The organism is Burkholderia sp. PU8-34, from assembly GCF_053427725.1.
The window spans coordinates 332,056-356,183 of the sequence record NZ_JBSAXC010000005.1 but is presented as its reverse complement, the minus strand read 5'-3'; the positions used below and the strand labels follow the sequence as shown (position 1 = coordinate 356,183).

General features: G+C 66.9%; 22 protein-coding genes. 2 read left to right on the top strand and 20 right to left on the bottom strand.

The window, feature by feature from the left end:
* The first annotated feature begins 33 nt into the window (after positions 1 to 33).
* On the top strand, positions 34 to 429 hold the full coding sequence (locus ACV22Z_RS15630) for an acyl-CoA thioesterase (RefSeq protein ID WP_448077199.1): 396 nt from the start codon (positions 34 to 36) through the stop codon (positions 427 to 429).
* 90 nt (positions 430 to 519) lie between these two features.
* Here the strand turns inward: ACV22Z_RS15630 and ACV22Z_RS15625 are convergent, their stop codons facing one another.
* A complete protein-coding gene (locus ACV22Z_RS15625) occupies positions 520 to 1,002 on the bottom strand; it encodes a nitrate reductase associated protein (RefSeq protein ID WP_448077198.1) in 483 nt (160 codons plus the stop codon).
* A gap of 124 nt (positions 1,003 to 1,126) precedes the next feature.
* Here ACV22Z_RS15625 and fdhD point away from each other — a divergent pair, with 124 nt between their 5' ends.
* Positions 1,127 to 1,987, top strand: coding sequence for a formate dehydrogenase accessory sulfurtransferase FdhD (fdhD, locus tag ACV22Z_RS15620; RefSeq protein ID WP_448077197.1), 861 nt, complete (start codon positions 1,127 to 1,129; stop codon positions 1,985 to 1,987).
* On the opposite strand, the gene ACV22Z_RS15615 is transcribed toward fdhD, so the two are convergent.
* From ACV22Z_RS15615 to ACV22Z_RS15525, 19 genes are all read right to left on the bottom strand, one after another.
* A complete protein-coding gene (locus tag ACV22Z_RS15615; RefSeq protein ID WP_448077196.1) occupies positions 1,972 to 3,147 on the bottom strand; it encodes a fatty acid desaturase in 1,176 nt (391 codons plus the stop codon). The two genes, fdhD and ACV22Z_RS15615, sit on opposite strands and share 16 nt — an antisense overlap.
* A 96-nt stretch (positions 3,148 to 3,243) precedes the next feature.
* Complete coding sequence (gene cyoD / locus ACV22Z_RS15610) at positions 3,244 to 3,576, bottom strand: cytochrome o ubiquinol oxidase subunit IV (protein ID WP_448077195.1); 333 nt, start codon at positions 3,574 to 3,576, stop codon at positions 3,244 to 3,246.
* Positions 3,577 to 4,188: a cytochrome o ubiquinol oxidase subunit III gene (cyoC, locus tag ACV22Z_RS15605; protein ID WP_448077194.1), complete on the bottom strand. Its 612-nt coding sequence runs from the start codon at positions 4,186 to 4,188 to the stop codon at positions 3,577 to 3,579. It abuts the gene before it with no gap.
* Positions 4,188 to 6,200: a cytochrome o ubiquinol oxidase subunit I gene (cyoB, locus tag ACV22Z_RS15600; protein ID WP_448077193.1), complete on the bottom strand. Its 2,013-nt coding sequence runs from the start codon at positions 6,198 to 6,200 to the stop codon at positions 4,188 to 4,190. Before cyoB ends, cyoC begins: the two co-directional genes overlap by 1 nt.
* Before the next feature lie 3 nt (positions 6,201 to 6,203).
* Positions 6,204 to 7,094 (bottom strand): ubiquinol oxidase subunit II, encoded by an 891-nt coding sequence (gene cyoA, locus ACV22Z_RS15595; RefSeq protein ID WP_448077192.1) that lies wholly within the window; start codon positions 7,092 to 7,094, stop codon positions 6,204 to 6,206.
* Between the two features lie 574 nt (positions 7,095 to 7,668).
* Positions 7,669 to 8,436 (bottom strand): enoyl-CoA hydratase, encoded by a 768-nt coding sequence (locus tag ACV22Z_RS15590; RefSeq protein ID WP_448077191.1) that lies wholly within the window; start codon positions 8,434 to 8,436, stop codon positions 7,669 to 7,671.
* Between the two features lie 91 nt (positions 8,437 to 8,527).
* Positions 8,528 to 9,727, bottom strand: coding sequence for an acetyl-CoA C-acyltransferase (locus ACV22Z_RS15585; protein WP_448077190.1), 1,200 nt, complete (start codon positions 9,725 to 9,727; stop codon positions 8,528 to 8,530).
* 122 nt (positions 9,728 to 9,849) lie between these two features.
* The gene (locus ACV22Z_RS15580; RefSeq protein WP_448077189.1) at positions 9,850 to 12,285 is read right to left on the bottom strand and encodes a 3-hydroxyacyl-CoA dehydrogenase/enoyl-CoA hydratase family protein; all 2,436 of its coding nucleotides are present in this window, start codon (positions 12,283 to 12,285) and stop codon (positions 9,850 to 9,852) included.
* A gap of 113 nt (positions 12,286 to 12,398) precedes the next feature.
* A complete protein-coding gene (locus tag ACV22Z_RS15575) occupies positions 12,399 to 14,186 on the bottom strand; it encodes an acyl-CoA dehydrogenase C-terminal domain-containing protein (RefSeq protein ID WP_448077188.1) in 1,788 nt (595 codons plus the stop codon).
* Between the two features lie 58 nt (positions 14,187 to 14,244).
* Positions 14,245 to 14,844 carry a TetR/AcrR family transcriptional regulator gene (locus ACV22Z_RS15570; RefSeq protein WP_448077187.1) on the bottom strand — a complete coding sequence of 200 codons (600 nt, stop codon included), beginning with the start codon at positions 14,842 to 14,844 and terminating at the stop codon, positions 14,245 to 14,247.
* A gap of 207 nt (positions 14,845 to 15,051) precedes the next feature.
* Positions 15,052 to 16,326, bottom strand: a complete 1,275-nt coding sequence (gene clsB / locus ACV22Z_RS15565) for a cardiolipin synthase ClsB (RefSeq protein ID WP_448077186.1) — start codon at positions 16,324 to 16,326, stop codon at positions 15,052 to 15,054.
* Positions 16,323 to 16,877, bottom strand: coding sequence for a dihydroneopterin triphosphate diphosphatase (nudB, locus tag ACV22Z_RS15560; protein WP_448077185.1), 555 nt, complete (start codon positions 16,875 to 16,877; stop codon positions 16,323 to 16,325). The genes clsB and nudB overlap by 4 nt, the downstream gene beginning before the upstream one ends.
* A gap of 168 nt (positions 16,878 to 17,045) precedes the next feature.
* A complete protein-coding gene (gene aspS, locus ACV22Z_RS15555) occupies positions 17,046 to 18,848 on the bottom strand; it encodes an aspartate--tRNA ligase (protein WP_448077184.1) in 1,803 nt (600 codons plus the stop codon).
* Between the two features lie 60 nt (positions 18,849 to 18,908).
* Positions 18,909 to 19,559, bottom strand: coding sequence for a DUF502 domain-containing protein (locus tag ACV22Z_RS15550; protein ID WP_011353157.1), 651 nt, complete (start codon positions 19,557 to 19,559; stop codon positions 18,909 to 18,911).
* A 61-nt stretch (positions 19,560 to 19,620) separates the two neighbouring features.
* Complete coding sequence (locus tag ACV22Z_RS15545) at positions 19,621 to 19,956, bottom strand: FmdB family zinc ribbon protein (RefSeq protein WP_448077183.1); 336 nt, start codon at positions 19,954 to 19,956, stop codon at positions 19,621 to 19,623.
* 95 nt (positions 19,957 to 20,051) lie between these two features.
* Positions 20,052 to 20,687 carry an SAM-dependent methyltransferase gene (locus tag ACV22Z_RS15540; RefSeq protein WP_448077182.1) on the bottom strand — a complete coding sequence of 212 codons (636 nt, stop codon included), beginning with the start codon at positions 20,685 to 20,687 and terminating at the stop codon, positions 20,052 to 20,054.
* Between the two features lie 22 nt (positions 20,688 to 20,709).
* On the bottom strand, positions 20,710 to 22,287 hold the full coding sequence (gene ubiB, locus ACV22Z_RS15535) for a ubiquinone biosynthesis regulatory protein kinase UbiB (protein ID WP_448077181.1): 1,578 nt from the start codon (positions 22,285 to 22,287) through the stop codon (positions 20,710 to 20,712).
* A gap of 12 nt (positions 22,288 to 22,299) precedes the next feature.
* Positions 22,300 to 22,926: a ubiquinone biosynthesis accessory factor UbiJ gene (locus ACV22Z_RS15530; RefSeq protein ID WP_448077180.1), complete on the bottom strand. Its 627-nt coding sequence runs from the start codon at positions 22,924 to 22,926 to the stop codon at positions 22,300 to 22,302.
* A gap of 165 nt (positions 22,927 to 23,091) precedes the next feature.
* On the bottom strand, positions 23,092 to 24,108 hold the full coding sequence (locus ACV22Z_RS15525; protein ID WP_448077179.1) for a Tim44 domain-containing protein: 1,017 nt from the start codon (positions 24,106 to 24,108) through the stop codon (positions 23,092 to 23,094).
* Positions 24,109 to 24,128 lie beyond the last annotated feature (20 nt).

The window sequence follows — 24,128 nt, the reverse complement described above, 5'->3', positions numbered from 1 at the left end:
CGGTGCGTTTATTACAGGATGAAAGCCTCCACCATGACCGACACCCCGCTCGCCCTTCAAAAACAACCCGCGCTGCGCGTCGTGCCGCAGCCGTCCGATGCCAACGTCCACGGCGACGTGTTCGGCGGCTGGATCATGTCCCAGGTCGACATCGCCGGCTCGATTCCCGCGAGCCAGCGCGCGAACGGCCGGGTCGCGACCGTCGCGGTCAATTCGTTCGTGTTCAAGCAGCCGGTGTTCGTCGGCGACCTGCTGAGCTTCTACGCTACCGTCACGCGCACCGGCAACACGTCGGTCACGGTCGACGTCGAGGTCTATGCGCAGCGCATGCGCCTCGCCGGCGAAGTCGTGAAGGTGACCGAAGCGACGCTCACCTACGTCGCGACCGGCCCGGACCGCAAGCCGCGGCCGCTCCCGCCGCTCGAGTGACGCCTGCGCGGGCCCGACGCGGCCCGCAACCGTTCGGCGGCCGGGCCGCCGCCGCAGGCACGCCGCCGAATGCCCGGCACGGGTGCCGCATCAGTGCGTGGCCGTCAGCCCGAATTCCCGCATCGCCGGCACGAAATCGTGGTTCAGCTTCGGCTTGCGGGACAGTTTCACCAGCACGTAGCGCTGGAACGGCGCGAGCCGCTGCCATTGCGCGACATCGGGCGCCGGCAGCCCCGCCAGCAAGCTCTGCTGCACCAGCGCGTCCGGCACCCGCTCGGTGCTGCGCCAGGTCGGCCGGTCGTCCGGCTGGAACCAGCTCGGTTCGAGATCGGCGTGCGTGCGCAGCATCTCGAACAGCGCATGGTCGAAATTGGGTTCGATCGCGGTGTCCTCGTCGGCCGGAAAGCGCGCGAGCAGCTTGCGATCCTCGAGCGGCAGCAGTTGCCACTGCTCGAGCGAGATCCGCAAGCCGAAGCGGTCGAGATTGAAGCGCACGATCATCGGGATGTACGTGAAATTTTCCGACGATTCGCGTTCGAAATTGAAAAGCAACGGTGCGTCGCTGAGTCCCATGGTCGTTACCTTGGCGGATGCCGGCGCGGCCGGCCTGCCTGAGGTATTTTAGAACCTCTGCGTGCGCACGGCGGCGCGATCGTCGTCCGCCCCCCGCACGCGCGTCAACCCAACGGGAGTCTCGGTGAATCCGACCCAAACAGACCAACTGCGAGACGAACGGCGAGACGAACTGCACGCCGAGCCGCGCGGCGCTGTCGACCTGGCCGTGCGCCGCACGCGCGGCGGCGCCGTCGAAGCCGCCATCGACCACGTCGGCCAGGAATGGCCGGTCGCGCTCGTCTTCAACGGCATCTCGCACGCGGTGATGATGTGCACGCCGCGCGACCTCGAGGCGTTCGCGGTCGGCTTTGCGATATCGGAAGGAATCGTCGCGCGCGGCAGCGACATCAAGGACATCGAGGTGGTGCTGCACGCCGACGCGCCGCTGCCGCACGCCGAGGTCCACCTGGAAGTCGTGCAGCAGGCGTTCGCCGCGCTGAAGGACAAGCGGCGCGCGCTCGCCGGGCGCACCGGCTGCGGCGTATGCGGGATCGAAAGCATCGACCTGCTCGACCTGGCGCCGGAACGCGTGCCCGACACGGGTTTCCTCGCCCGCCTCGCGCCCGGCGCGCTCGCACGCGCCGCCCGCGAGTTGCCGGCCCATCAGGCGCTGACGAAGCTGACGGGCGGCCTGCACGCGGCCGCATGGTGCGACGCAACAGGCGCGATTCGCCTGGCGTTCGAAGATGTCGGCCGCCACAACGCGCTCGACAAGCTGATCGGCTCGCTCGTGCTTGCGCGCGCGGACACGACCGACGGCTTCGTGTTCCTGTCGAGCCGCGCGAGCTACGAGCTGGTCCGCAAGGCCGCGCGCGTCGGCATGCCGATGGTCGCGACGATCTCGGCGCCGTCGTCGCTCGCGATCGCGATCGCGCAGCAGGCCGGCCTGCGGCTCGTCAGCTTCTGCCGCGAATCGGGTTACGTCGATTACGGCACCGTGTGAGCACTCGCGGCGGGCACCGTGCCCGCCGGTTCGCGAGCGGCGGCCGGCAGTTCGTCGTCGGCGGCGGGCGGGAGCGATTCGCACGCCGCTTCGCTCGTCCGGTTGCCGAGATAGTCCGTCCACAGCTTGCGGTCGGTGTCGTAGAGCTTGCAGCGGCGGGCCGTATCGAAATACCAGCGCCAGCTGAAGCGCTGCACGACGATCCGCCCGGGCAGCATGTCCTCCAGCTTCGCCTGCGCGGGCTTGAGCCGGTATAGCGGCACGCTCATGTCGACGTGATGGGCCGTGTGCTCCATGATGTGGTGCAGCAGGCCGCCGATGCCGAGCGGAAACGTCAGGTGCAGCGTGGTCGACACGAACGGCGCGGCATTCGACCATTCGGCCCGGTTCGCGTGCCACGCAATGCGCGGATCGGTGTGGTGAACGTACACGACGAACCCGATCATCGAGCACCAGAACAGGAACGGCACGAGCACGGCGGTCGCGAGCAGCAGCGCGACGGGCTGCTGCGTTGCGATCGCCACCCGGACGACGGCGGCGATCCACACCAGCGCGAAGCCGGTCACGAGCAGGCAGTCGCGCCGGAATACGGGCCGCGACGCGCCGATATAGGTGCGGGTCGGGAAATACATCCGCAGCCACCAGATCTCGACGAGATAGTAGAGCCCCGGCGCCCAGCCGCTCCGGTAGATGCGATCCAGCAAGCGGCGCGCCGGCGACAGCGCGGCGAATTCCGCCGGCGTATGGGGCGCCCATACGAAGTCGAAGCCCTTCAGGTTCGTGTAGCCGTGGTGCACGACGTTGTGCCCGACTTCCCACATGCTGTACGGCGTCAGCGACGGCAGGAAGGCGATGCGCCCGAGCCAGCGGTTCAGCCGGCGATCGGGCGTCAGGCTCTGGTGGCACGCGTCGTGCCCGATGATGAAGAGCCGCCCGGTGATGAAACCGGCGGCCATCCCGCAGACGATCTTGCCGACGATCGACGGAACCAGCAGCGCGCCGGCGAACGCCGCGAACAGCAGCAGGTAGTCGAGCACGAGCAGCAGGATCGGGCGCACGATCTCGCGCGTGGCGAACGGCACGAGCCACGCGCGGATGACCTTGCGATGCGGAATGGGTTCGCCGGGACGAACCGGCGTCTGGGAATCGTTGTTGACCATGATGCAGAAAGGCGCGCGACCCGCACGCCCGAAAGGAAAGGAGCCGTGCGGCAGGCACGGCGCAGAGGGGCGGGCCGACCCGCGGCCCTGATCCGGTTACCGCGACATCATGTTCATGCTGACGTTGTGCATCACCCACAGCGTCCCGACGATCAGGATCAACGCGGTGAGCACCGTATAGCTGAACGCCATCACGTTCCAGCGCTGGCTGGACGACGCGTTCATGTGCAGGAAGCACACGAGATGCACGACGATCTGCGCGAACGCGAGCACGGCGAGCGCAATGATTGCCGCCTTCGGCGCCAGCACGCCGCCCATCACGAGGCCGAACGACGCGGCCGTCAGCAGCACCGACAGCACGAAGCCAACGATGTAGCCGCCGGCCGTGCCGTGCGCTTCATCGTGGTGAATGAGTTCCGAATGGGCCATTTAGATCACGCTCGCGAGATAAACGAAGGAAAACACGCAGATCCAGACGATGTCGAGGAAGTGCCAGAACAGGCTCAGGCAGGCGAGGCGCCGGAAGTCGCGTTCCGTCATGCCGGGGCCGCGCGCGATCTGCACGACGAGCACGACCATCCACAACAGGCCGACCGCCACGTGCAGCCCGTGCGTGCCGACGAGCGCGAAGAACGCCGACAGGAACGCGCTGCGCTGCGGGCCCGCGCCTTCCGCGATCAGGTGCGAGAACTCGCGCAGCTCCATCGCGAGAAACGCGGCGCCGAGCACGAACGTCACCGCGAGCCAGACGAACACGGTGCCGCGCCGGCGACGCTGTGCGCCGAGCATCGCGAAACCGTACGTGATGCTGGAGAGCAGCAGCGCGGCGGTCTCGAGCGCGACGCCCGGAATGTCGAACAGGTCCTTCGCGCTCGGGCCGCCCGCGAACTGGTGGCCGAGCACCGCGAACGTCGCGAACAGCGACGCGAAGATCACGCAGTCGGTCATCAGGTACAGCCAGAAGCCGAATACCGAATGCGACGGCGGATGGTGGTGTGCCGCCGGATGAGGGGCAGCGCCCGCGAGAGATTGATACGACATCAGTTCGCCTCCAGTTCGGCTTGCGGCGACGGCGTGGTCATCCGCACGCCCGCGCGTTGTTCCTCGATCTTGCGGACGGTATCCGCCGGGATGTAATAGCCGTCGTTGTCCTGTGCGCTGTACAGCACCACCGTCGCGACGATGCCGACGAGCGAAGCGATCGCGAGCCACCAGATGTGCCAGACGAGCGCAAAGCCGAGCAGCAGGCTGAAGAGGCCGACGAAGAAGCCCGCGCTCGTGTTCGACGGCATGTGGATGTCCTGGTACCGGACGTTCTTGCCGAGGCCCAGCCCGAGACCCTTCGCCTTCCGGTACGCAAGCTCGTCGAGCTCATGCACGTTCGGGATCACCGCGAAGTTGTAGACGGCGGGCGGCGACGACGTTGCCCATTCGAGCGTGCGGCCGTTCCACGGGTCGCCCGTTGCGTCGCGATACTGCGGCTGGTTGCGATTGCGCCAGCCGACCCACACCGATGCGACCTGGAACACCACGCCGAGCGCGATCAGCGCCACGCCGAATGCGGCGACGATCAGCCACGGATGCCACGCCGGGTTGTCGTAGTGGTTCAGGCGCCGCGTCATGCCCATGAAGCCGAGCACGTAGAGCGGCACGAACGCGACGTAGAAGCCGGTGAGCCAGCACCAGAACGCGCGCTTGCCTTGCTTCTCGTCGAGCTTGAAGCCGAACACCTTCGGGAACCAGAAATGGACGCCCGCGAAATAGCCGAACACAACACCGCCGATGATCGTGTTATGGAAGTGCGCGATCAGGAACAGGCTGTTGTGCAGCACGAAGTCCGCGCCGGGAATCGCCAGCATCACGCCCGTCATGCCGCCGAGCGTGAACGTCACCATGAAGCCGATCGTCCACAGTACCGGCACCGTGAACTCGACACGACCGCGGTACATCGTGAACAGCCAGTTGAAGATCTTCACGCCGGTCGGAATCGCGATGACCATCGTCATGATCCCGAAGAACGCGTTGACGTCGGCGCCCGAGCCCATCGTGAAGAAGTGATGCAGCCACACGAGGAACGCCAGCACCATGATCGCGCACGATGCGTACACCATCGTCTTGTAGCCGAACAGCGGCTTCTTCGCGAACGTCGCGATGACTTCCGAATAGATGCCGAACGCAGGCAGCACGAGGATGTACACCTCCGGATGCCCCCACGCCCAGATCAGGTTCAGGTACAGCATCGCGTTGCCGCCCGCATCGTTCGTGAAGAAATGCATGTCGAGGTAGCGGTCGAGGCCGAGCAGCGCGAGCGCGACCGTCAGGATCGGGAACGTGGCCATGATCAGCACGTTCGAGCACAGCGCCGTCCACGTGAACACCGGCATCTTCATCAGCGTCATGCCCGGCGCGCGCATCTTGATGATCGTCACGAAGAAGTTGATCGACGTGATCAGCGTGCCGACGCCGGAGATCTGCAGCGCCCACAGGTAGTAGTCGACGCCGACGCCCGGGCTGAACTGCAGCTCGGACAGCGGCGGATACGCGAGCCAGCCCACCTGCGCGAATTCGCCGATCACGAGCGAGATGTTCATCAGGATCGCGGCGACCGCCGTCATCCAGAAACTCAGCGAGTTCAGGAACGGGAACGCGACGTCGCGCGCGCCGATCTGCAGCGGCACGATCAGGTTGAAGAACGCGACCAGCAGCGCCATCGCCATGAAGAAGATCATGATCACGCCGTGCGCGGTGAAGACCTGGTCGTAGTGATGCGGCGGCAGGTAGCCGGGGCCGTTATATGCGAGCGCGAGCTGCAGGCGCATCATCACCGCGTCCGCGAAGCCACGCAGCAGCATCAGCACGGCGACGATCAGGTACATCACGCCGATCTTCTTGTGGTCGACCGACGTCAGCCATTCGCTCCACAGCCATTTCCATCGACGGGTGACCGTCAGCGCGGCGACGATGCCCAGCACGACGAGCCCCATGAAGGCGCTCGCCCCCATGATGATGGGCTGGTCGAACGGGATCGCCGAAAGTGTCAGTTTGCCGAACATGCGTTACCCCTTCGTCGTGCAGGCGGCGTCCTTCGGGTCGAGGACGTGGCCGTTGTTGTACTTCGCGATGATGTTGTGAAAGAGCTTCGGATCGACCGACGAGAAGTAGCGCACGGGCGCCTTCTCGCTCGGCTGCGCGACCGTGCCGTATGCCGTCATGTCGAGCCGGTCCGACGATGCCTTCACCTTCTGCACCCACGCGTCGAACTGCTCGCGCGGCTCGGCGAGCGTGCGGAACTTCATGTCGGAGAAGCCGCGGCCGCTGTAGTTGGCGGATACGCCCGCGTAGTTGCCCGCCTCGTCGGCGATCAGGTGCAGGCGCGTCTGCATGCCGGCCATCGCGTAGACCTGGCTGCCGAGCTGCGGGATGAAGAACGAGTTCATCACCGAGTCCGACGTGATGCGGAAATTCACCGGCGTGCCGACCGGAATCGCGAGCTGGTTGACCGACGCGATGCCGAGCTCCGGATAGATGAACAGCCACTTCCAGTCGAGCGCGACGACTTCGACGTCGATCGGCTTGACCGACGATTCGAGCGGCTTGTACGGGTCGAGCTCGTGCGTGGTCCGCCACGTGAGGATGCCGAGGAACAGGATGATCAGCGTCGGCACGGTCCAGATCACGACCTCGATCGCGGCCGAGTGCGACCAGTTCGGTGCATACGTCGCGCTGCGGTTCGATGCGCGATAGCGCCACGCGAAGTACAGCGTGAGCAGGATTACCGGCACGACGACGATCAGCATCGTCCACGTTGCCGTCGCGATCAGCGATTTCTCCGCGACGCCCACCGCGCCCTTCGGATCGAGCACGTGAAGGTCGCTGCATCCGGCGAGTGCCGCCAGCAGCCCGATGACGGGCGCCGCACGCGCTCCGCCGGTGATTCGTCCGATCATTGTTCGTTCGCCTGATTGTCGTTGAGAAGAACTGCTGGTCGCGCGCCGCCATCGCGCGACGCATCCCGGCCGCGGCGACCTGTGCGCGAACTGTACGGAAAGTTGCGGCAGTGCAACTTGATGATGGACAAACTTCGCCGATTTGAGCTGAAACCGCCCCAAGCGGGGCAGGATGCCGTCACCCGCGATTGCCCGCGGCGGCCTATGGAGCAACGGATCCGGGGCCGTCGCTCAAGTCCCGCAGATAGCCGGCGGCGATGGCGGAACGGGGAACATGACGGCGTTGCACCGCGGCATGAAAGGCGCCGGCAATCGGCATCGCGCGACGCCAGCGTCGACACCGACGCGCGTGGCGAGTGCGGTCACGGCCACAGAACGGCGCGGGATGCAGCAGATGCAGGAGAACGCGGAACGCCACGCGAACGCGTAGCGACGCATGGTCGAGCCGACGCGTCGAATGACGCGTCGGCCGTGAAACCCGAATGAAAGCCGCGCGCTTGGCGGCTCGCGGGTGCGCGCGTTGCCGCCTCGGACGGCGAAGAAAACCGAGGCGGTAATGCGCTTTTGCCGGGCGTCAGTCGAACTGACGGAAATCCGGCTTGCGCTTCTCGAAGAACGCCGTCATCGCCTCGCGCGCTTCCGGCGCGCGCAGCATCGCGGCGAAATGCGTCGCTTCTTCGGCCATCCGCGCGGCGACGGCAATGCCGCCCGCATCCTTCAGCAGCGCCTTCGTCACGCGCAGCGACGAAGCCGGCAGCGCCGCGAGCTTCGCCGCCTGCTTCGCCGCGAATGCGTCGAGCTCGGCGGCCGGCAGCACGCGATTGACGATGCCGATCCGGTGCGCTTCCAGCGCGTCGAAGGCCTCGCCGAGCAGCAGCTTCTCGGCCGCGACCTGATGGCCGGCCAGACGCGGCAGCAGCACGCTCGACCCGGCTTCCGGGCACAGCCCGAGCTGCGCGAACGGCAGCGAGAACGTCGCGGTTTCGGCCGCGTAGACGAGATCGCAGTGCAGCAGCATCGTCACGCCGACGCCGATCGCGATGCCCGGCACCGCGGCGACGATCGGCTTTTGCGCGCTGCTGATCCGCGCGAGAAACTGGAACACGGACGCGGTCTCGTCCTTCGGCGGCGATTTCAGGAAGTCCTCGAGATCGTTCCCCGCGCTGAAGTTGCCGTCGCTGCCGCGCAGCAGGATCGCGCGGACCGCCTTGTCCTCCTGGGCCTCGCCGAGCGCGTCGGCCATCGTCTGGTACATCGCCGCCGTCAGCGCGTTCTTCTTCGCCGGGCGCGCGATCGTGATCGTCAGCACGCCATCGGCGCGTTCCACCTGGATATCCGTCACAACCGTCTCCTTTGACTTTCCTCTATCGGAATGAAAAAACGGTGCGCGAGCTCGTGGCCCGCGCACCGTCGCCGTTACCGTCCCGCCCCGCTTACAGGCGTTCGATGATGCCGGCGGCGCCCATGCCGGTGCCGACGCACATCGTCACCATCCCGTACTTCAGGTTGCGGCGGCGCAGGCCGTGCACGACGGTCGCCGCGCGGATCGCGCCGGTCGCGCCGAGCGGATGGCCGAGCGCGATCGCGCCGCCCATCGGGTTGACCTTCGACGGGTCGAGGCCGAGATCGCGGATCACCGCCAGCGACTGCGCGGCGAACGCCTCGTTCAACTCGATCCAGTCGAGATCGTCCTGCTTCAGGCCGGCGGCCTTCAGCGCGGCCGGAATCGCTTCCTTCGGGCCGATGCCCATGATTTCCGGCGGCACGCCGCGCACCGCGAAGCTCACGAAGCGCGCGAGCGGCGTCAGGTTGAACTGCTTGAGCACCTTCTCCGACACGACGAGCAACGCACCAGCGCCATCCGACGTCTGCGAGCTGTTGCCGGCCGTCACCGAGCCCTTGTTCGCGAACACCGCGCGCAGCTTCGCGAGGCCTTCGAGCGACGTTTCCGCGCGCGGGCCTTCGTCGAGCGCGATCTCGCGCGTCTTCACGTCCACCGCGCCGGTCGCGAGGTTCGGGAAGCGCTCGGTGAGCGTGTACGGCGCGATCTCGTCCTTGAACTCGCCGGCCTGCTGCGCGGCGAGCGCCTTCCGGTGCGACTCGACCGAGAACGCGTCCTGGTCTTCGCGGCTCACCTTCCACTGGTCGGCAACACGCTCGGCGGTCAGGCCCATCCCGTACGCGATGCCGAAGTCTTCGTTGCGATCGAAGATGTGCGGCGACATCGACGGCTTGTTGCCCATCATCGGCACCATGCTCATCGATTCGCAGCCGCCTGCGAGCAGCGCGTCCGATTCGCCGACGCGGATGCGGTCCGCCGCCATCGCGAGCGCGGTGATGCCCGATGCGCAGAAGCGGTTGACCGTCACGCCGCCGACCGTCTGCGGCAGGCCCGCGAGCAGCGCGCCCATCCGCGCGACGTTCAGGCCCTGCTCGGCTTCCGGAATCGCGCAGCCGATGATCGCGTCCTCGATCAGCTTCGTGTCGAGTCCGGGCACCTGCGCGACCGCCGACTTGATCGCGTGGACGAGCAGTTCGTCCGGGCGCGTGTTCTTGAACACACCGCGCGGGGCCTTGCCGATCGGGGTACGGCTGGCGGCGACGATGTATGCGTCTTGCAATTGTTTGCTCATTTCAGACTCCTGTGTCGACCGGAGCGAGCGCTTTGGCGCTTGCTCCGGTCCCATGCCCTGGCGGTCGACCGGAGCGAGCGCTTTGGCGCCGACTCCGGTCCCATGCAAAGTTGTCCGCTCGCTCAGTTACGCACCGGCTTGCCGGTTTGCAACATGCCCATGATCCGTTCCTGCGTCTTCTGCGTGCCGAGCAGCTCGACGAACGCGCGGCGTTCGAGCGCCAGCAGCCATTCCTCGTCGACGAGGCTGCCCGCCTCGACGTCGCCGCCGCACACCGCTTCCGCGATGCGGCTCGCGATCAGGAAATCGTGGTCGCTGATGAAGCGGCCGTCGCGCATGTTGACGAGCGATGCCTTGATCGTCGCGATCGCCGAACGCCCCGCGACCGGCACGTCCTTCGCCTTCAGCGGTGCGCGGTAGCCCGTGTCGGCGAGCGCGCGCGCTTCCTTCTTCGCGGTGTCGAGCAGCTCGAACACGTTGAAGACGATCGTGTCGGACGGCTTCACGTAGCCCATCGCGCGCGCATCGTGCGCCGACGCCGAGACCTTCGCCATCGCCGCGTTCTCGAACGACTTCGTGACGAACTTCAGGATGTCGGTGGTCGCGTTCGCGGCATTCGCCGCGTCAGCCGCGCGCAGCGCCGCTTCCTTCAGGCCGCCGCCGGCCGGCACGAGACCGACGCCCACTTCGACGAGGCCGACGTAGCTCTCGACGTGCACGACGCGCTTCGCGCTGTGCAGCATCAGCTCGCACCCGCCGCCGAGCGCGATGCCCGACACGGCCGCGACGACCGGCACGTTCGCGTACTTCACGCGCATCATCCCGTCCTGGAACTTCTTCACGAACGGCTCGATGCCCGCAGCTCCCCCCATCATGAACGCCGGCATCGCCTCTTCGAGGTTCGCGCCCGCCGAGAACGGGCCGCCCGGCGCGCCGAGCTTCAGCGACGTCGGCTGCCAGATCACGACACCCTTGTAGTCCTTCTCCGCGAGCTCGATCGCCTGCACGAGGCCGTCGATCACGCCCGGGCCGATCGTGTTCATCTTCGACTTGAACGACACGATCACGACATCGTCCTCGCCTGCGCGGTCGTCGACCCATGCACGCACCGAGTCGGTCTCGAGCAGCGTCTTGCCGTAGGTCTTCGGATCGGCTCCCGCTTCACCGAGCAGCGGAGCGCGGAATACCTGCTTCTCGTAGACGGCGAGGTCCGAACGCGGCACGAAGCGCTGCGACGCCGGCGCCCACGAGCCTTCGGCCGTGTGCACGCCGCCCTTCTCGGCGACCGCGCCTTCGAGCACCCACGACGGCAGCGGCACGTTCGCGAGCGCCTTGCCCTCAGCGATGTCTTCCTGCACCCACTCGGCAACCTGCTTCCAGCCGGCGGCCTGCCAGCCTTCGAACGGGCCTTCGTTCCAGCCGAAGCCCCAGCGGATCGCGAGGTCGACGTCGCGCGCGTTGTCGGCGATCGACTCGAGATGCACGCCGATGTAGTGGAACACGTCGCGGAAGATCGACCACAGGAACTGCGCGTGCGGATGGTTCGTGTCACGCAGCAGCTTCAGGCGCTCGGCCGGCGGACGCTTCAGGATGCGGGCGACGGTCTCGTCCGCCTTCGCGCCCGAGTCGACGTAGGTGCCCGTCTTCGCGTCGAGCACCTTGATCGCCTTGCCTTCCTTCTTGTAGAAGCCGCCGCCCGTCTTCTGGCCGAGCGCGCCCTGCTTCACCAGCTCGGCGAGCACGGCAGGCGTCTGGTAGACCGGGAAGAACGGATCGTCGGCGAGGTTGTCCTGCATCGTCTTGATCACGTGCGCCATCGTGTCGAGGCCGACCACGTCCGCGGTGCGGAACGTCGCCGACTTCGCGCGGCCGAGGCGGCTGCCCGTCAGGTCGTCGACTTCGTCGAAGCGCAGGCCGAACTTCGCGGCCTCGGTGATCACCGCGAGGATCGAGAAGATGCCGACGCGGTTCGCGATGAAGTTCGGCGTGTCCTTCGCGCGCACGACGCCCTTGCCGACGACGCTCGTCAGGAACGTCTCGAGCTGGTCGAGGATTTCCGGACGCGTATGCGCGGTCGGGATCAGCTCGACGAGGTGCATGTAGCGCGGCGGGTTGAAGAAGTGCACGCCGCAGAAGCGCGCCTTCAGCTCGTCCGAGAAACCTTCGGACAGCTTCGTGATCGACAGGCCCGACGTGTTGGTCGCGAAGATCGCGTTCGGCGCGATGTGCGGCGCGACCTTCTTGTACAGGTCGTGCTTCCAGTCCATCCGCTCGGCGATCGCCTCGATCACGACGTCACACTCGGCGAGCTTCGCGATGTCGTCCTCGTAGTTCGCCGCTTCGAGGTATTTCGCGTCTTCCTTCACGCCGAACGGCGCGGGCGACAGCTTCTTCAGGTTCTCGATCGCCTTCAGCGCGATCGCGTTCTTCGGGCCTTCCTTGGCCGGCAGGTCGAACAGCAGCACGGGCACGCGCGCGTTGACGAGATGCGCGGCGATCTGCGCGCCCATCACGCCGGCGCCCAGCACGGCCACCTTGCGAATGATGAAATTGCTCACGGGATGTCTCCGGATGATGCCGAGTAGCGCGGGAAGTGACGGCTACGCGGCGAAGTGAGTACCAGGAACCGTACCGGCCGGGCGGCACGCGGCGCATGCCGCCCGGCGTCACATCAGAACAGCGATTCGTCGACTTCCATCATCGTCTTCGAGCCGGCGCGCGCGGCGCGGATCGTCGACGCCGTCTCGGGCAGCAGACGCGCGAAATAGAAGCGTGCGGTCGCGAGCTTCGACTTGTAGAATGGGTCGCCCGACGCTTCCTTGTCGAGCGCGAGGCGCGCCATGCGGGCCCAGAAGTACGAGAACACGAGGTGGCCGACGGTGCGCAGGTACGGCACGGCAGCCGCCCCCACTTCGTCGGGGTTCTGCATCGCCTTCATGCCGATTTCCATCGTCAGCTTCTGCACCTTGTCGCCGATGTCCGCGAGCGGGTTGACGAACTCGCCCATCTCCGGCCTCACGCCTTCCGCCTCGACGAAGTCCGACACGAGCTTGCCGAACTTCTTCAGCTTCGCGCCCATGTCGCCGAGCACCTTGCGGCCCAGCAGGTCGAGCGACTGGATCGAGTTCGTGCCTTCGTAGATCATGTTGATCCGCGCGTCGCGCACGTACTGCTCCATGCCCCACTCGGAGATGAAGCCGTGACCGCCGTAGATCTGCATCGCGTGGTTCGTGCACTCGAATGCGTTGTCGGTCAGGAACGCCTTGATGATCGGCGTGAGCAGCGCGACGAGGTCGGCTGCTTCCTTGCGCGCCGCTTCATCGGCATGCGACAGCTCCTTGTCGATCTGCAGTGCCGACCAGTACGTGAACGCGCGCGCGCCTTCCGCGTAGGCCTTCTGCGTGAGCAGCATGCGGCGCACGTCCGGATGCACGATGATCGGGTCGGCCGGCTTGTCCGGTGCCTTCGGGCCCGTCAGCGAGCGCATCTGCAGGCGCTCCTTCGCGTACGTCAGCGAGTTCTGGTAAGCGACTTCCGTGAGGCCGAGGCCCTGCATGCCGACGCCGAGGCGCGCGGCGTTCATCATCACGAACATCGCGTTGAGGCCCTTGTTCGGCTCGCCGACCATCCAGCCCTTCGCGTTGTCGAGGTTCATCACGCAGGTCGAGTTGCCGTGGATGCCCATCTTGTGCTCGATCGAGCCGCACTTGATGCCGTTGCGCTCGCCCGGCTCGCCCGCTGCGTCGGGGATGAACTTCGGCACGATGAACAGCGAGATCCCCTTCGTGCCTTGCGGCGCGTCCGGCAGACGCGCGAGCACGAGGTGGACGATGTTCTTCGACATGTCGTGCTCGCCGCTCGAGATGAAGATCTTCGTGCCGCTGATCGAGTACGAGCCGTCGCCGTTCGGTTCGGCCTTGGTGCGCAGGATGCCGAGGTCGGTGCCGCAGTGCGGCTCGGTCAGGCACATCGTGCCCGTCCATTCGCCCGACACGAGCTTCGGCAGATATTGCTTCTGGAGTTCCGGCGCGCCGTGCGCGTGCAGGCATTCGTAGGCGCCGTGCGACAGGCCCGGATACATCGTCCATGCCTGGTTCGCCGAGTTCAGCATTTCGTAGAGCGCGTTGTTCACGAACGCGGGCAGGCCCTGGCCGCCGTAATCCGGATCGCAGCCGAGTGCCGGCCAGCCGGCCTCGACGTATTGCTGGTACGCCTCCTTGAAGCCGGTCGGGGTCTTCACGACGCCGTCGCCGACGTACGTGCAGCCTTCACGGTCGCCGACCTGGTTCAGCGGGAACAGCACCTCGGAGCAGAACTTGCCCGCTTCTTCGAGGACCTGGTTGATCGTGTCGGCGTCGAGGTCCGCGTGCCGCGGCATTTGCTTGACCTCGGCTTCGACGTTCAGAAGCTCGTGCAACACGAATTGCATGTCGCGCAGCGGCGCGGCGTACTGTCCCATGACTCTCTCCAAAGGTGGGCAAAACGGCTCGAGCTCCTGGCGGGCGGATCACGCGCCGCTAACGGCTCTCGCTCTGATACGAAACGATCGTCTTTTCCAGCGCGGCCCACGTGAGGCGCACGGCGTCCGGCGAGTGCAGGAAGCGCGCGTCGTGATGCAGGCCGAGCGTGAAGCTGTACAGTTCGAAGAGCATCAGGTCCGGATCGGTATCCGCACGCAGGTGCCCTTCGTCCATCGCCTGCGAAATGGCGCGCAGCAACGCGGCACGCCAGGCGGTCACGCTCGCGATCAACTGCTCGCGCACGGAGCTGTCCGGCCGGTCGTCGTACTCGACGGCGCCGCTGATGTAGATGCACCCAGTCGTCACCTCCTGGATGCGCTTCTCGATCCAGCGCGCCAGCATCGCCCGCAGACGCGGCAGACCGCGCGGCTCGCGCAGGCTCGGAAAGAACACCTCGTTTTCGAAACGATGGTGATACTCGCGCACGACTTCCACCTGCAAGTCCTCGCGCGATCCGAAGTGCGCGAACACGCCGCTCTTGCTCATCTGCATGCGCTCGGCCAGAAGGCCGATCGTCAGCCCCTCCAGCCCGTCACGGCTGGCGAGGTCCAAAGCAGCTTCGAGTATCGCGGCACGCGTCTGTTCGCCTTTTCGCATAGCTTTCTCTGTCACCGTTCGGGGGTTCGAATAAAATCGAACGGCCGTACTATTATTGAGTGCGACCGTCCGCGAAACAAGGAAATTATTAGAAACCGGTGTCTAACCGAGCCGCTATTTTGCGCGATTCCGGGCTGGCCGGAGCGGCTTTTCCGCACGAACGTGCGGACAGTTTTTGAAGCGAACGCTTAGTTATGAAGCGAACGCTTAGTCGTAGCTGCCGACCGTCAGCGCCTTCATCACGGTGCGATAGGTCGTATAGGCGAGCCAGTTCAGCACGCGTTCCACCAGCGGGCGCGCCGCGTAGCGCGCCGGGTCGATCTCGCGGCCGTCGGCGAACGCTGCGGCGATCGCGTCGCGCAGCTGGTGCGTCACCGCGTCGTGCCGCACCAGCACGACATTGGCCTCATTGTTCAGCATCAGGCTCAGCGCGTCCAGATTCGACGAGCCGACCGTCGCCCAATTGTCGTCGATCACGGCCACCTTGCCGTGCAGCATCGTCTTGTCGTATTCCGCCACGCGCACGCCGGCGCGCAGCAGCGCGTGATAGAGGAACGGCACCGCGGTATCGAGCGCCGCGAATTCCTTGCGGCCGATCAGGATCCGCACGTCGACGCCGCGTCGGGCGGCGCCCGTCAGCGCGCGGCGCAGCTTGCGGCCCGGCATGAAGTACGGATTCGCGAGCAGGATCTGCTGCCGCGCCTGGCCGATCGCCGCGAGGTACGCCTTCTCGATCGCGCGGCGATTCACGACGTTGTCGCGCGCGACGAACGCGACGCTCGGCTCGGTCACGATCCGCAGCGCGCCGGCCTTGATCCAGCGGTGGCTGCGTATCCAGCGGCGGAACATGTCGGGAAACGCGTCGCCGCCGGCAAGCCCCGCCGCGTACTGTGCGTATGGCTTGTGGCCGAACTGGATCCGATGCCATTGCAGCTCGAACGCGGCGTGCACGTCGGAGACGACGGGCCCCGTCATCTCGACGCTGAAATCCCAGCGCGGGCAGTCGAGCGTCGCGCCGTTCTGCGCGTAGTCGTCGACGATGTTGATGCCGCCGCAGAACGCGTGCTCGCGATCGACGACCGCAAGCTTGCGGTGCGTGCGCGAGAAGCCGAAGCGGCCGAACAGGTAGCGGTTGTAGATGCAGTGCTCGACGCCTGCCGCCGCCCACGTATCGAACAGCGGCAGGCGCGCGGTGCCGATGCCGTCGGTGATCACGCGCACGCGCACGCCGCGCTGCGCGGCGCGCATCAGCGCATCGGACACGGGCCGTCCGGCCGCATCGTCGCAAAAGATGTAGGTTTCGAGCATCACGTGCTCGCGTGCGGCGTCGATCCGTTCGATCAACGCGCCGAAAAACGCCTCGCCGCCTTCGCACAGCCGGACCGTATTGCCGGACGTGAACGCGAGCCGCGACGCGGAGCCCCGCTCCTGCAGGAACATCTGCCGCAACTGCGCGAAGCGCTTGCGGGCGTCCGCATTCATGCGGAGGATCGGGGGGGCCGGCCAACCGGGGTCCGGCCTCCCGGGGTCCGGCCGTCCGGCGCCGCGCGACCGGGCGACGGGCCTGCCAGCGCCACGCGAGCGGGCAATTGCAGGATCGCCTCGGCGTTCGACGGCGAGAAGCAGCGCGCGGCCGCCTCGAGATACGGGAGCCACGCATGGTCGACGTGCTCGCGCGGCGCGAGCGTCACATCGACGCGGCGCGGCACGCAGAGGCCGAACCAGTGCTCGGTATTGCGCGTGACGCCCGGCGCGTAGCGATGCAGGTATTGCGGATAGATGCTGTATTCGATCTGGTGATGCCAGTCGACAAGCGCGCCGGCCGGCACCTCCGGCGTGCCGACCACGATGCCCGTTTCCTCGGCCACTTCGCGCGCGGCCGTAATCGCAAGCGGCTCGTCGAGCGTGTCCTTCGACCCGGTGACCGACTGCCAGAAATCGGCCTGGTCGGCACGCTTGATCACCAGTACGTCGAGTTCGGGTGTGTAGATCACGACGAGAACGGATTCGGGAATTTTCGGCGGCTTCGTCATCTTTGTTTCATACGGCGCGGGGCCGCGCGTCGCGCGCCCCTCTCAAGGCGCGCCGGCCGTGCGGCGGTGCTGCGACTGTACCGCAAAAAGCGAAACAGGCGCACGAAGGCGCCTGTTTCGTTGCACGCCGCGCGTGTCGCCACGCACGGCGTCGTGCCTGAAAGCGCGTTACGCCTTCGGCTGCTCCGGCTGACGCAGACGGATGTGCAGCTCGCGGAGCTGACGCTCGTCGACCGGGCTCGGCGCCTGCGTGAGCAGACACTGCGCACGCTGGGTCTTCGGGAACGCGATCACGTCGCGGATCGAATCGGCACCGGCCATCATCGTGACGATGCGGTCGAGACCGAATGCGATACCGCCGTGCGGCGGCGCGCCGTACTGCAGCGCGTCCAGCAGGAAGCCGAACTTCAGCTGTGCCTCTTCCGCGCCGATCTTCAGCGCGCGGAACACCTTGCTCTGCACTTCCTCGCGGTGGATACGCACCGAGCCGCCGCCGATTTCCCAGCCGTTCAGCACCATGTCGTATGCCTTCGCGAGGCAGCGGCCCGGATCCGTCTCGAGGTACTCGAGATGCTCGTCCTTCGGGCTCGTGAACGGGTGGTGCGCAGCGACGTAGCGCGCATCTTCGTCGTCGTATTCGAACATCGGGAAGTCGACGACCCACAGCGGCTTCCAGCCCGCCTCGACGAGGCCGTTCGCCTTGCCGAACTCCGAGTGGCCGATCTTCAGGCGCAGCGCGCCGAGGCTGTCGTTGACGACCTTCGCGCGGTCCGCCGCGAAGAAGATGATGTCGCCGTCTTCCGCGCCCGTGCGCTCGAGGATCGCCGCGATCGACGCGTCGTGCAGGTTCTTGACGATCGGGCTCTGCAGGCCGTCACGGCCCTTCGCCTTCTCGTTGACCTTGATCCATGCGAGGCCCTTCGCGCCGTAGATGCGCACGAATTCCGTGTAGCCGTCGATGTCGCCGCGCGACAGCTCGGCGCCCTTCGGCACGCGCAGCGCCGCGACGCGGCCGTCCTTCGCGTTGGCCGGCGTGCTGAACACCTTGAAGTCGACGTCCTTCATCGCGTCGGTCAGCTCGGTGAATTCGAGCTTCACGCGCAAGTCCGGCTTGTCCGAGCCGAAACGCGCCATCGCTTCCGAGTACGGCATCACCGGGAACGTCGCATCCAGCTCGACGTCGATCGTCGTCTTGAAGATGTGACGGATCATGTCCTCGAACAGGTCGCGGATTTCCTGCTCGCCGAGGAACGACGTCTCGCAGTCGATCTGCGTGAATTCCGGCTGACGGTCGGCGCGCAGGTCCTCGTCGCGGAAGCACTTGGTGATCTGGTAGTAGCGGTCGAAGTTCGCGACCATCAGCAGCTGCTTGAACAGCTGCGGCGACTGCGGCAGCGCGAAGAACTGGCCCGCGTTCACGCGCGACGGCACGAGATAGTCGCGCGCGCCTTCCGGCGTGCTCTTCGTCAGCATCGGCGTTTCGATGTCGATGAAGCCCTGCTCGTCGAGGTACTTGCGTGCCTCGATCGCGACGCGGTAGCGCAGGCGCAGGTTGTGCTGCATCTGCGGACGGCGCAGGTCGAGCACGCGGTGCGTGAGGCGCGTCGTTTCCGACAGGTTGTCGTCGTCGAGCTGGAACGGCGGCGTGACCGACGCGTTCAGCACGGTCAGCTCGTGGCACAGCACCTCGATCTTGCCGCTCTTCAGGCCCGCGTTGACGGTGCCTTCCGGACGGTTGCGCACGAGGCCCTTCACCTGGACGCAGAACTCGTTGCGCACGCCTTCGGCGGTCGCGAACATCTCCGCGCGGTCCGGATCGCACACGACCTGCACGAGGCCTTCACGATCGCGCAGGTCGATGAAGATCACACCGCCATGGTCGCGGCGGCGCTGCACCCAGCCGCACAGCGACACGGTTTGGCCCAGCAGGTGTTCGGTCACGAGACCGCAGTATTCAGTTCGCATCGACATGATGTTTGCTTTCGTTCAGTTTGATCAACGGGCGCCGCAACGCGCGGCCCGGGCAATGATTTACAGCGGCGGCTCGACGGGGCGGCGGGCGGGCGCCGGGGCCGGCGCCGGGGGCGCCACCACGCCCATCGAGACGATGTACTTCAGCGCGGCATCGACCGACATGTCGAGTTCGATGACTTCGCTCTTCGGCAGCATCAGGAAGAAGCCGGACGTCGGGTTCGGCGTCGTCGGGATGTACACGCTCACGTATTCTTCCGTCAGATGATTGAGCACGTCGCCGCCGGGCGTGCCGGTCAGGAACGCGATCGTATACGAGCCGCGGCGCGGGTACTCGATCAGGAGCGCCTTGCGGAACGCATTGCCGCTGCTCGACAGCAGCGTGTCCGACACCTGCTTGACGCTCGTGTAGATCGGCCCGACCACCGGGATGTGACGCACGACCGCGTTCCACCACGTGACGAGCTTCTGGCCGATGAAGTTCCGCGTCGCGAGCCCGACGACGAAGATGAACGCGAGCGTCAGCACCGCGCCGATCCCCGGCAGGTGGAAGCCGAGCATCCGCTCGGGCTGCCACGATTCCGGCAGCAGGAGCAGCGTCTGGTCCATCGTGCCGATGATGAGACCGAGCACCCACAGCGTGATCGCGAGCGGGACGAGAACCAGCAGGCCGGTCAGAAACACCGATTTCAGGGTCGTCTTTTTCATCATCTGCCGTCAATGTGCCGCGCCAGTGGCGCGGCGTGAGCGCGGCCCGGCCGGGCCGCGACAGTCAACTGGTCGCAGCGGGCGCGGCCGGCGCGGGCGTGGCCGTCGGTGCGGCGCTCGCCGCACCGTCCGACGCTGGTGCCGCCGCCGCAGCCGGCGCCGCCGCATCGTCCGACGACGACGCGGACGCAGTAGCCGGCGCGCTGGTGCCGCCCGAGCCGCCGCGGAAATCGGTGACATACCAACCCGATCCCTTCAGCTGAAAGCCCGCAGCGGTGACCTGCTTGCGAAATGCATCCTTCCCGCATTCGGGACACTGCGACAGCGGCGCGTCGCTCATCTTCTGGAGCACATCCTTCGCGAAACCGCACGCTTCGCATCGATAGGCGTAGATCGGCATGATATTTTTCCCGCGGAAACTGGAAACAGCTTGCAAAACCTTGAATTATAGCCGAAACCCCGGCGCGCCCCGGCAACCGCCGCGACGTGCCCGCGTCAATGGCGGCGCCACGTAAGCCAGCGCTCGCGCCCTTCGAATACGGGCAGCGAATCGGTCACGGGCAGATCCTCGATCAGCTCGAAGTGCGGCCCGAGCAGCGCGTCGAGTTCCGCGCGGTCGATGCCGAACGGCGGCCCCTTCGGTTTATCCATCACGAAGAAGTAGCCGGCGAGCAGCGCGCCTGCGGGCAGCAGCCCGGCCATCTTCGCCGCGTAATCGGCGCGCCGGGCAGGCGGAAGCGCGCACAGGAATGCGCGCTCGTACACCCACTGCACGTCGAACGGCGGCTGGTACGCGAAGAAATCGGCCTGCTCGACCACGCCCGCGTGCGCACCGAGCTGCGCCTTCGCGGCCGCGACCGCCTGCGCGGCAAAATCGATCGCGCGCACGGGCCAGCCGGCCTGCGCGAGCCACCCTGCTTCCTGCGCGCTGCCGCAGCCGGGAATCAGCACCGCGCATGCGTCGCGCCGGCTCGCGAACGCGCGAAAGCCGTCGGGCACGCCGCCGAATTCCCACGGCGTCACGCCGCGCGCGAAACGTTCATCCCAGAATGACGCGTCGCCCGGGTCGCGCGTCGAAAAGTCCGCAGCGCCCGGCGCGGCCGGTGCGTTCTCGCGGGTCGGGTCGGACATCGCCATGCCTCCTTGGTTTCCGTCAGGCGCCGTAAGCCAGCGCGAGCAGCACGCGCGCGACGAGCGCGCCGACGCCCACGGCCAGGCCGAAGATCAGCAGCGCCTGCAGCAGCCGGTTGGTGCGCTTCTGCTCGACCAGGATCTGCCGCATCAGGTCTTCGCTCGCGGCGCGCGGCGCATCGTGGCGCGCGGCAATTGCGTGATGGATCAGACGCGGCAGCTGCGGCAGCGTCTTGCTCCATTGCGGCGCCTCGACCTTGAAGCGCTCGTACCAGCCGCGCAGGCCGATCTGCTCGGTCATCCAGCGCTCGAGATACGGCTTCGCGGTCTTCCACAGGTCGAGTTCCGGATCGAGCGAGCGGCCGAGCCCCTCGACGTTCAGCATCGTCTTCTGCAGCAGCACGAGCTGCGGCTGGATCTCGACGTTGAAGCGGCGCGACGTCGAGAACAGGCGCATCAGCACCTGGCCGAGCGAGATGTCCTTCAGCGCGCGGTCGAAATACGGCTCGCATACCGCGCGGATCGCGCTTTCGAGCTCCTCGACTCGCGTATCCGGCGGCACCCAGCCCGATTCGAGGTGGAGCGTCGCGACGCGATGGTAGTCGCGCTTGAAGAACGCAAGGAAGTTCTGCGCGAGGTAGTTCTTGTCGAAGTCGGACAGCGCGCCGACGATCCCGAAATCGAGCGCGACATAGCGGCCGAAGGTGCTCGGGTCGAGGCTCACCTGAATGTTGCCGGGGTGCATGTCCGCATGGAAGAAGCCGTCGCGGAACACCTGCGTGAAGAAGATCTCGACGCCTTCGCGCGCGAGCTTCTTGATGTCGACGCCCGCCGTGCGCAGCGTCTCGACCTGGCTGATCGGCACGCCGGACATGCGCTCCATCACGAGCACGGTCGACGTCGAGAAATCCCAGAACATCTCCGGCACGAGCAGCAGGTCGAGGCCCGCGAAGTTGCGGCGCAGCTGGCTGCCGTTGGCCGCCTCGCGCATCAGGTCCAGCTCGTCGTGCAGGTACTTGTCGAATTCGGCGACGACTTCGCGCGGCTTCAGGCGCCGGCCGTCGGCCCACACGCGCTCGGTCCATGTCGCGATGTCGCGCATCAGCGCGAGATCGGAATCGATCACGCCCAGCATGTTCGGACGCAGCACCTTCACCGCGACCGCCTTGCCCGCGTGCGCGCCGAGCTTGAGTTTTGCGAAATGCACCTGCGCGATCGACGCGCTCGCGACCGGTTCGCGCTCGAATTCGTCGAACAGCTCGTCGACCGGCGCGCCGAGCGACTTCTCGACGATCGAGATCGCGACCGACGAATCGAACGGCGGCACCTGGTCCTGCAGCTTCGCAAGCTCGTTCGCGAAATCGACCGACAGCAGGTCGCGGCGCGTCGACAGCACCTGGCCGAACTTCACGAAGATCGGGCCCAGGCTCTCGAGCGCGCGGCGCAGCCGCACCGCGGGCGGATCGGAATAGCGGCGGCCGATCGTCGTGATGCGCAGCAGCAGCCTCACGCGCCGGTCGTCGATCCGGGACAGCATCACCTCGTCGAGGCCGAAGCGGATGACGGTGTAGAGAATCTTGATGAAACGGAAAATACGCATGCCCGGCGGCCCTCAGTGCGTGCCGCGCGGGCTGCCGCCCGTGCGCACGCCGTTTTTTTGTTCGAGTCGCTCGACCCGCTTCTCGACCCGGGCGAGCGCATCCCGCGCACGCGCCAGTTCGGCATCGAAGTCCGCGAGCGATGCGCGCCGGACGACTTGCGGATTCTCGTCGAGCCAATACTCGGCGAGCGAATCGAGCACATTGCGGCCGGTGCGGCGCGCGCGCGCGCCGGCGTCGCGCACGACCGTCGCGATCCGGTGCGCCGCCGCGTCGCCGACCAGCTTCGCGAGATCTTCTTCCGGTTCCCAGCGCAGATGCTCGGCGAGCTTCGCGATCTGCGTCGCGAACTCCGCGTCGCCCTCGATCTTCACGTGCTTCATCACGGCCGCCTGCCCGCCCTGCAGGAACGTGGCGACCGTGTCGCCCGCGAGCGCGATCGATACGTCGACCTGTTGCGCGTCCTGCGCGTCGACTGCGCAAAGATAGCCGTCCGGCTGCACCAGCAGCGTGAGCGTCACGGGTGGCACGTCGAGTCGGGCGGTCTTGCCCGCATAGGGAATCAGGCGGTCACGCGCCCAGGATTCACGCGCGAGCAGATGATTGACAGCAGCTGCAAAAGGCTTGGCGGCAAAGGTCATCGGGCTGGGAAAGAAAAAACCCGCGCGGGCCGGACGCCCACGCGGGTTTCTATTGTAACGTCGGATCGGCTGTGGCCCGTGTCCGACCGCTCGCCCGAGCGGCAAGCGGTCGCAGCGGGGTCGCCAAGGGGCGGCTCGGCCGGGGGCCGCGCCGCCGCCCGGCGCTCAATGCGTATTGAGCTGCTGGATACCCGCGAGCAACCAGCCCTGACCGCCCGACTTCGTCAGGTTCCAGACTTCATCGAACGGCGCGGCCGGCGCACTCGCCGATTCGCGGATCAGGCCGTGGAAGCGGACGCTCGCCGACTGCTCGATGCCGCGGTCCTCGATCGCGTAAAGCTCGGCGTCGAGCTGCACGACGTCGGTCTGGTTCGCTTCGTTGCCGCGCGAATCGAGGTCGATCTTGATCTCGGCGAACATTTCCGGCGTCGTGAACTCGCGGATGTCGGCCAGGTTGCCCTGGTCCCACGCGGCCTGCAGCCGCACGAAGGAGACCTTCGCGCTGCGCAGGAACGCTTCGGTGTCGAAGCCGGCCGGCACCTGCAGCGGCGCTGCTGCAGCACCTGCCACCGCCGCTGCCGCGCCTGCCGTCGCCGCGCCGCCGCCGAACACGCCCTGCGCCTCGTTCGCATAGCTGCTGCCGTTGCCGGGCTGGAACGACGGGCCTTGCGCGTAGCCGCCCGACGCCGACGCCGAGCTGCCCACCGAGTACGTTGGCTCGTTCGTGCGGCGGCGGTTCATGATCTTGCGGATCACCCAGATGCCGACCATCGCGAGCAGCGCGATCACGATCAGGTTCGACATCATCCCGGCGAACGCCTCGCCGAGGCCGAAGTGCGACAGCAGTGCCGCGATGCCGAGACCGGCCGCGAGACCGGCGATCGGCCCGAGCCAGCGCGAGCGGTTGGGTGCGGCCGGCGCCGGGGCGGCCGGATTCGCGCGCTGCGCCTGCGCCGGTGCAGCCTGCTGCATCGGCTGCTGCGCGGGCGGCGTGGCCTGACGCTGCGTGACGGTGGAGGACTGGCGGCCGATGCTGCGCCCGCCGCCCATCCGCCTGGCTTCCGCGTCGAGCGATGCGAACGTGCCGGCCGTCAGCAGGCCGACCATCAGCAGCGTGCCGAGCCGTCGAGCCCACGGCTTGGACGGCTTGCTACGGTTGAACAACGAACGCGATTGGGACATCAGCATCTCCAGATGTAAGG

Bases quoted from the DNA above. Each gene is read 5' to 3' on its own strand.
- ACV22Z_RS15630 (WP_448077199.1), top strand. From the start codon at position 34: ATGACCGACACCCCGCTCGCCCTTCAAAAACAACCCGCGCTGCGCGTC.
- ACV22Z_RS15625 (WP_448077198.1), bottom strand. From the start codon at position 1,002: ATGGGACTCAGCGACGCACCGTTGCTTTTCAATTTCGAACGCGAATCG.
- ACV22Z_RS15615 (WP_448077196.1), bottom strand. From the start codon at position 3,147: ATGGTCAACAACGATTCCCAGACGCCGGTTCGTCCCGGCGAACCCATT.
- cyoD (WP_448077195.1), bottom strand. From the start codon at position 3,576: ATGGCCCATTCGGAACTCATTCACCACGATGAAGCGCACGGCACGGCC.
- cyoC (WP_448077194.1), bottom strand. From the start codon at position 4,188: ATGTCGTATCAATCTCTCGCGGGCGCTGCCCCTCATCCGGCGGCACAC.
- cyoB (WP_448077193.1), bottom strand. From the start codon at position 6,200: ATGTTCGGCAAACTGACACTTTCGGCGATCCCGTTCGACCAGCCCATC.
- cyoA (WP_448077192.1), bottom strand. From the start codon at position 7,094: ATGATCGGACGAATCACCGGCGGAGCGCGTGCGGCGCCCGTCATCGGG.
- ACV22Z_RS15585 (WP_448077190.1), bottom strand. From the start codon at position 9,727: ATGAGCAAACAATTGCAAGACGCATACATCGTCGCCGCCAGCCGTACC.
- ACV22Z_RS15575 (WP_448077188.1), bottom strand. From the start codon at position 14,186: ATGGGACAGTACGCCGCGCCGCTGCGCGACATGCAATTCGTGTTGCAC.
- ACV22Z_RS15570 (WP_448077187.1), bottom strand. From the start codon at position 14,844: ATGCGAAAAGGCGAACAGACGCGTGCCGCGATACTCGAAGCTGCTTTG.
- clsB (WP_448077186.1), bottom strand. From the start codon at position 16,326: ATGAATGCGGACGCCCGCAAGCGCTTCGCGCAGTTGCGGCAGATGTTC.
- nudB (WP_448077185.1), bottom strand. From the start codon at position 16,877: ATGACGAAGCCGCCGAAAATTCCCGAATCCGTTCTCGTCGTGATCTAC.
- aspS (WP_448077184.1), bottom strand. From the start codon at position 18,848: ATGTCGATGCGAACTGAATACTGCGGTCTCGTGACCGAACACCTGCTG.
- ACV22Z_RS15550 (WP_011353157.1), bottom strand. From the start codon at position 19,559: ATGATGAAAAAGACGACCCTGAAATCGGTGTTTCTGACCGGCCTGCTG.
- ACV22Z_RS15545 (WP_448077183.1), bottom strand. From the start codon at position 19,956: ATGCCGATCTACGCCTATCGATGCGAAGCGTGCGGTTTCGCGAAGGAT.
- ACV22Z_RS15540 (WP_448077182.1), bottom strand. From the start codon at position 20,687: ATGTCCGACCCGACCCGCGAGAACGCACCGGCCGCGCCGGGCGCTGCG.
- ubiB (WP_448077181.1), bottom strand. From the start codon at position 22,287: ATGCGTATTTTCCGTTTCATCAAGATTCTCTACACCGTCATCCGCTTC.
- ACV22Z_RS15530 (WP_448077180.1), bottom strand. From the start codon at position 22,926: ATGACCTTTGCCGCCAAGCCTTTTGCAGCTGCTGTCAATCATCTGCTC.
- ACV22Z_RS15525 (WP_448077179.1), bottom strand. From the start codon at position 24,108: ATGTCCCAATCGCGTTCGTTGTTCAACCGTAGCAAGCCGTCCAAGCCG.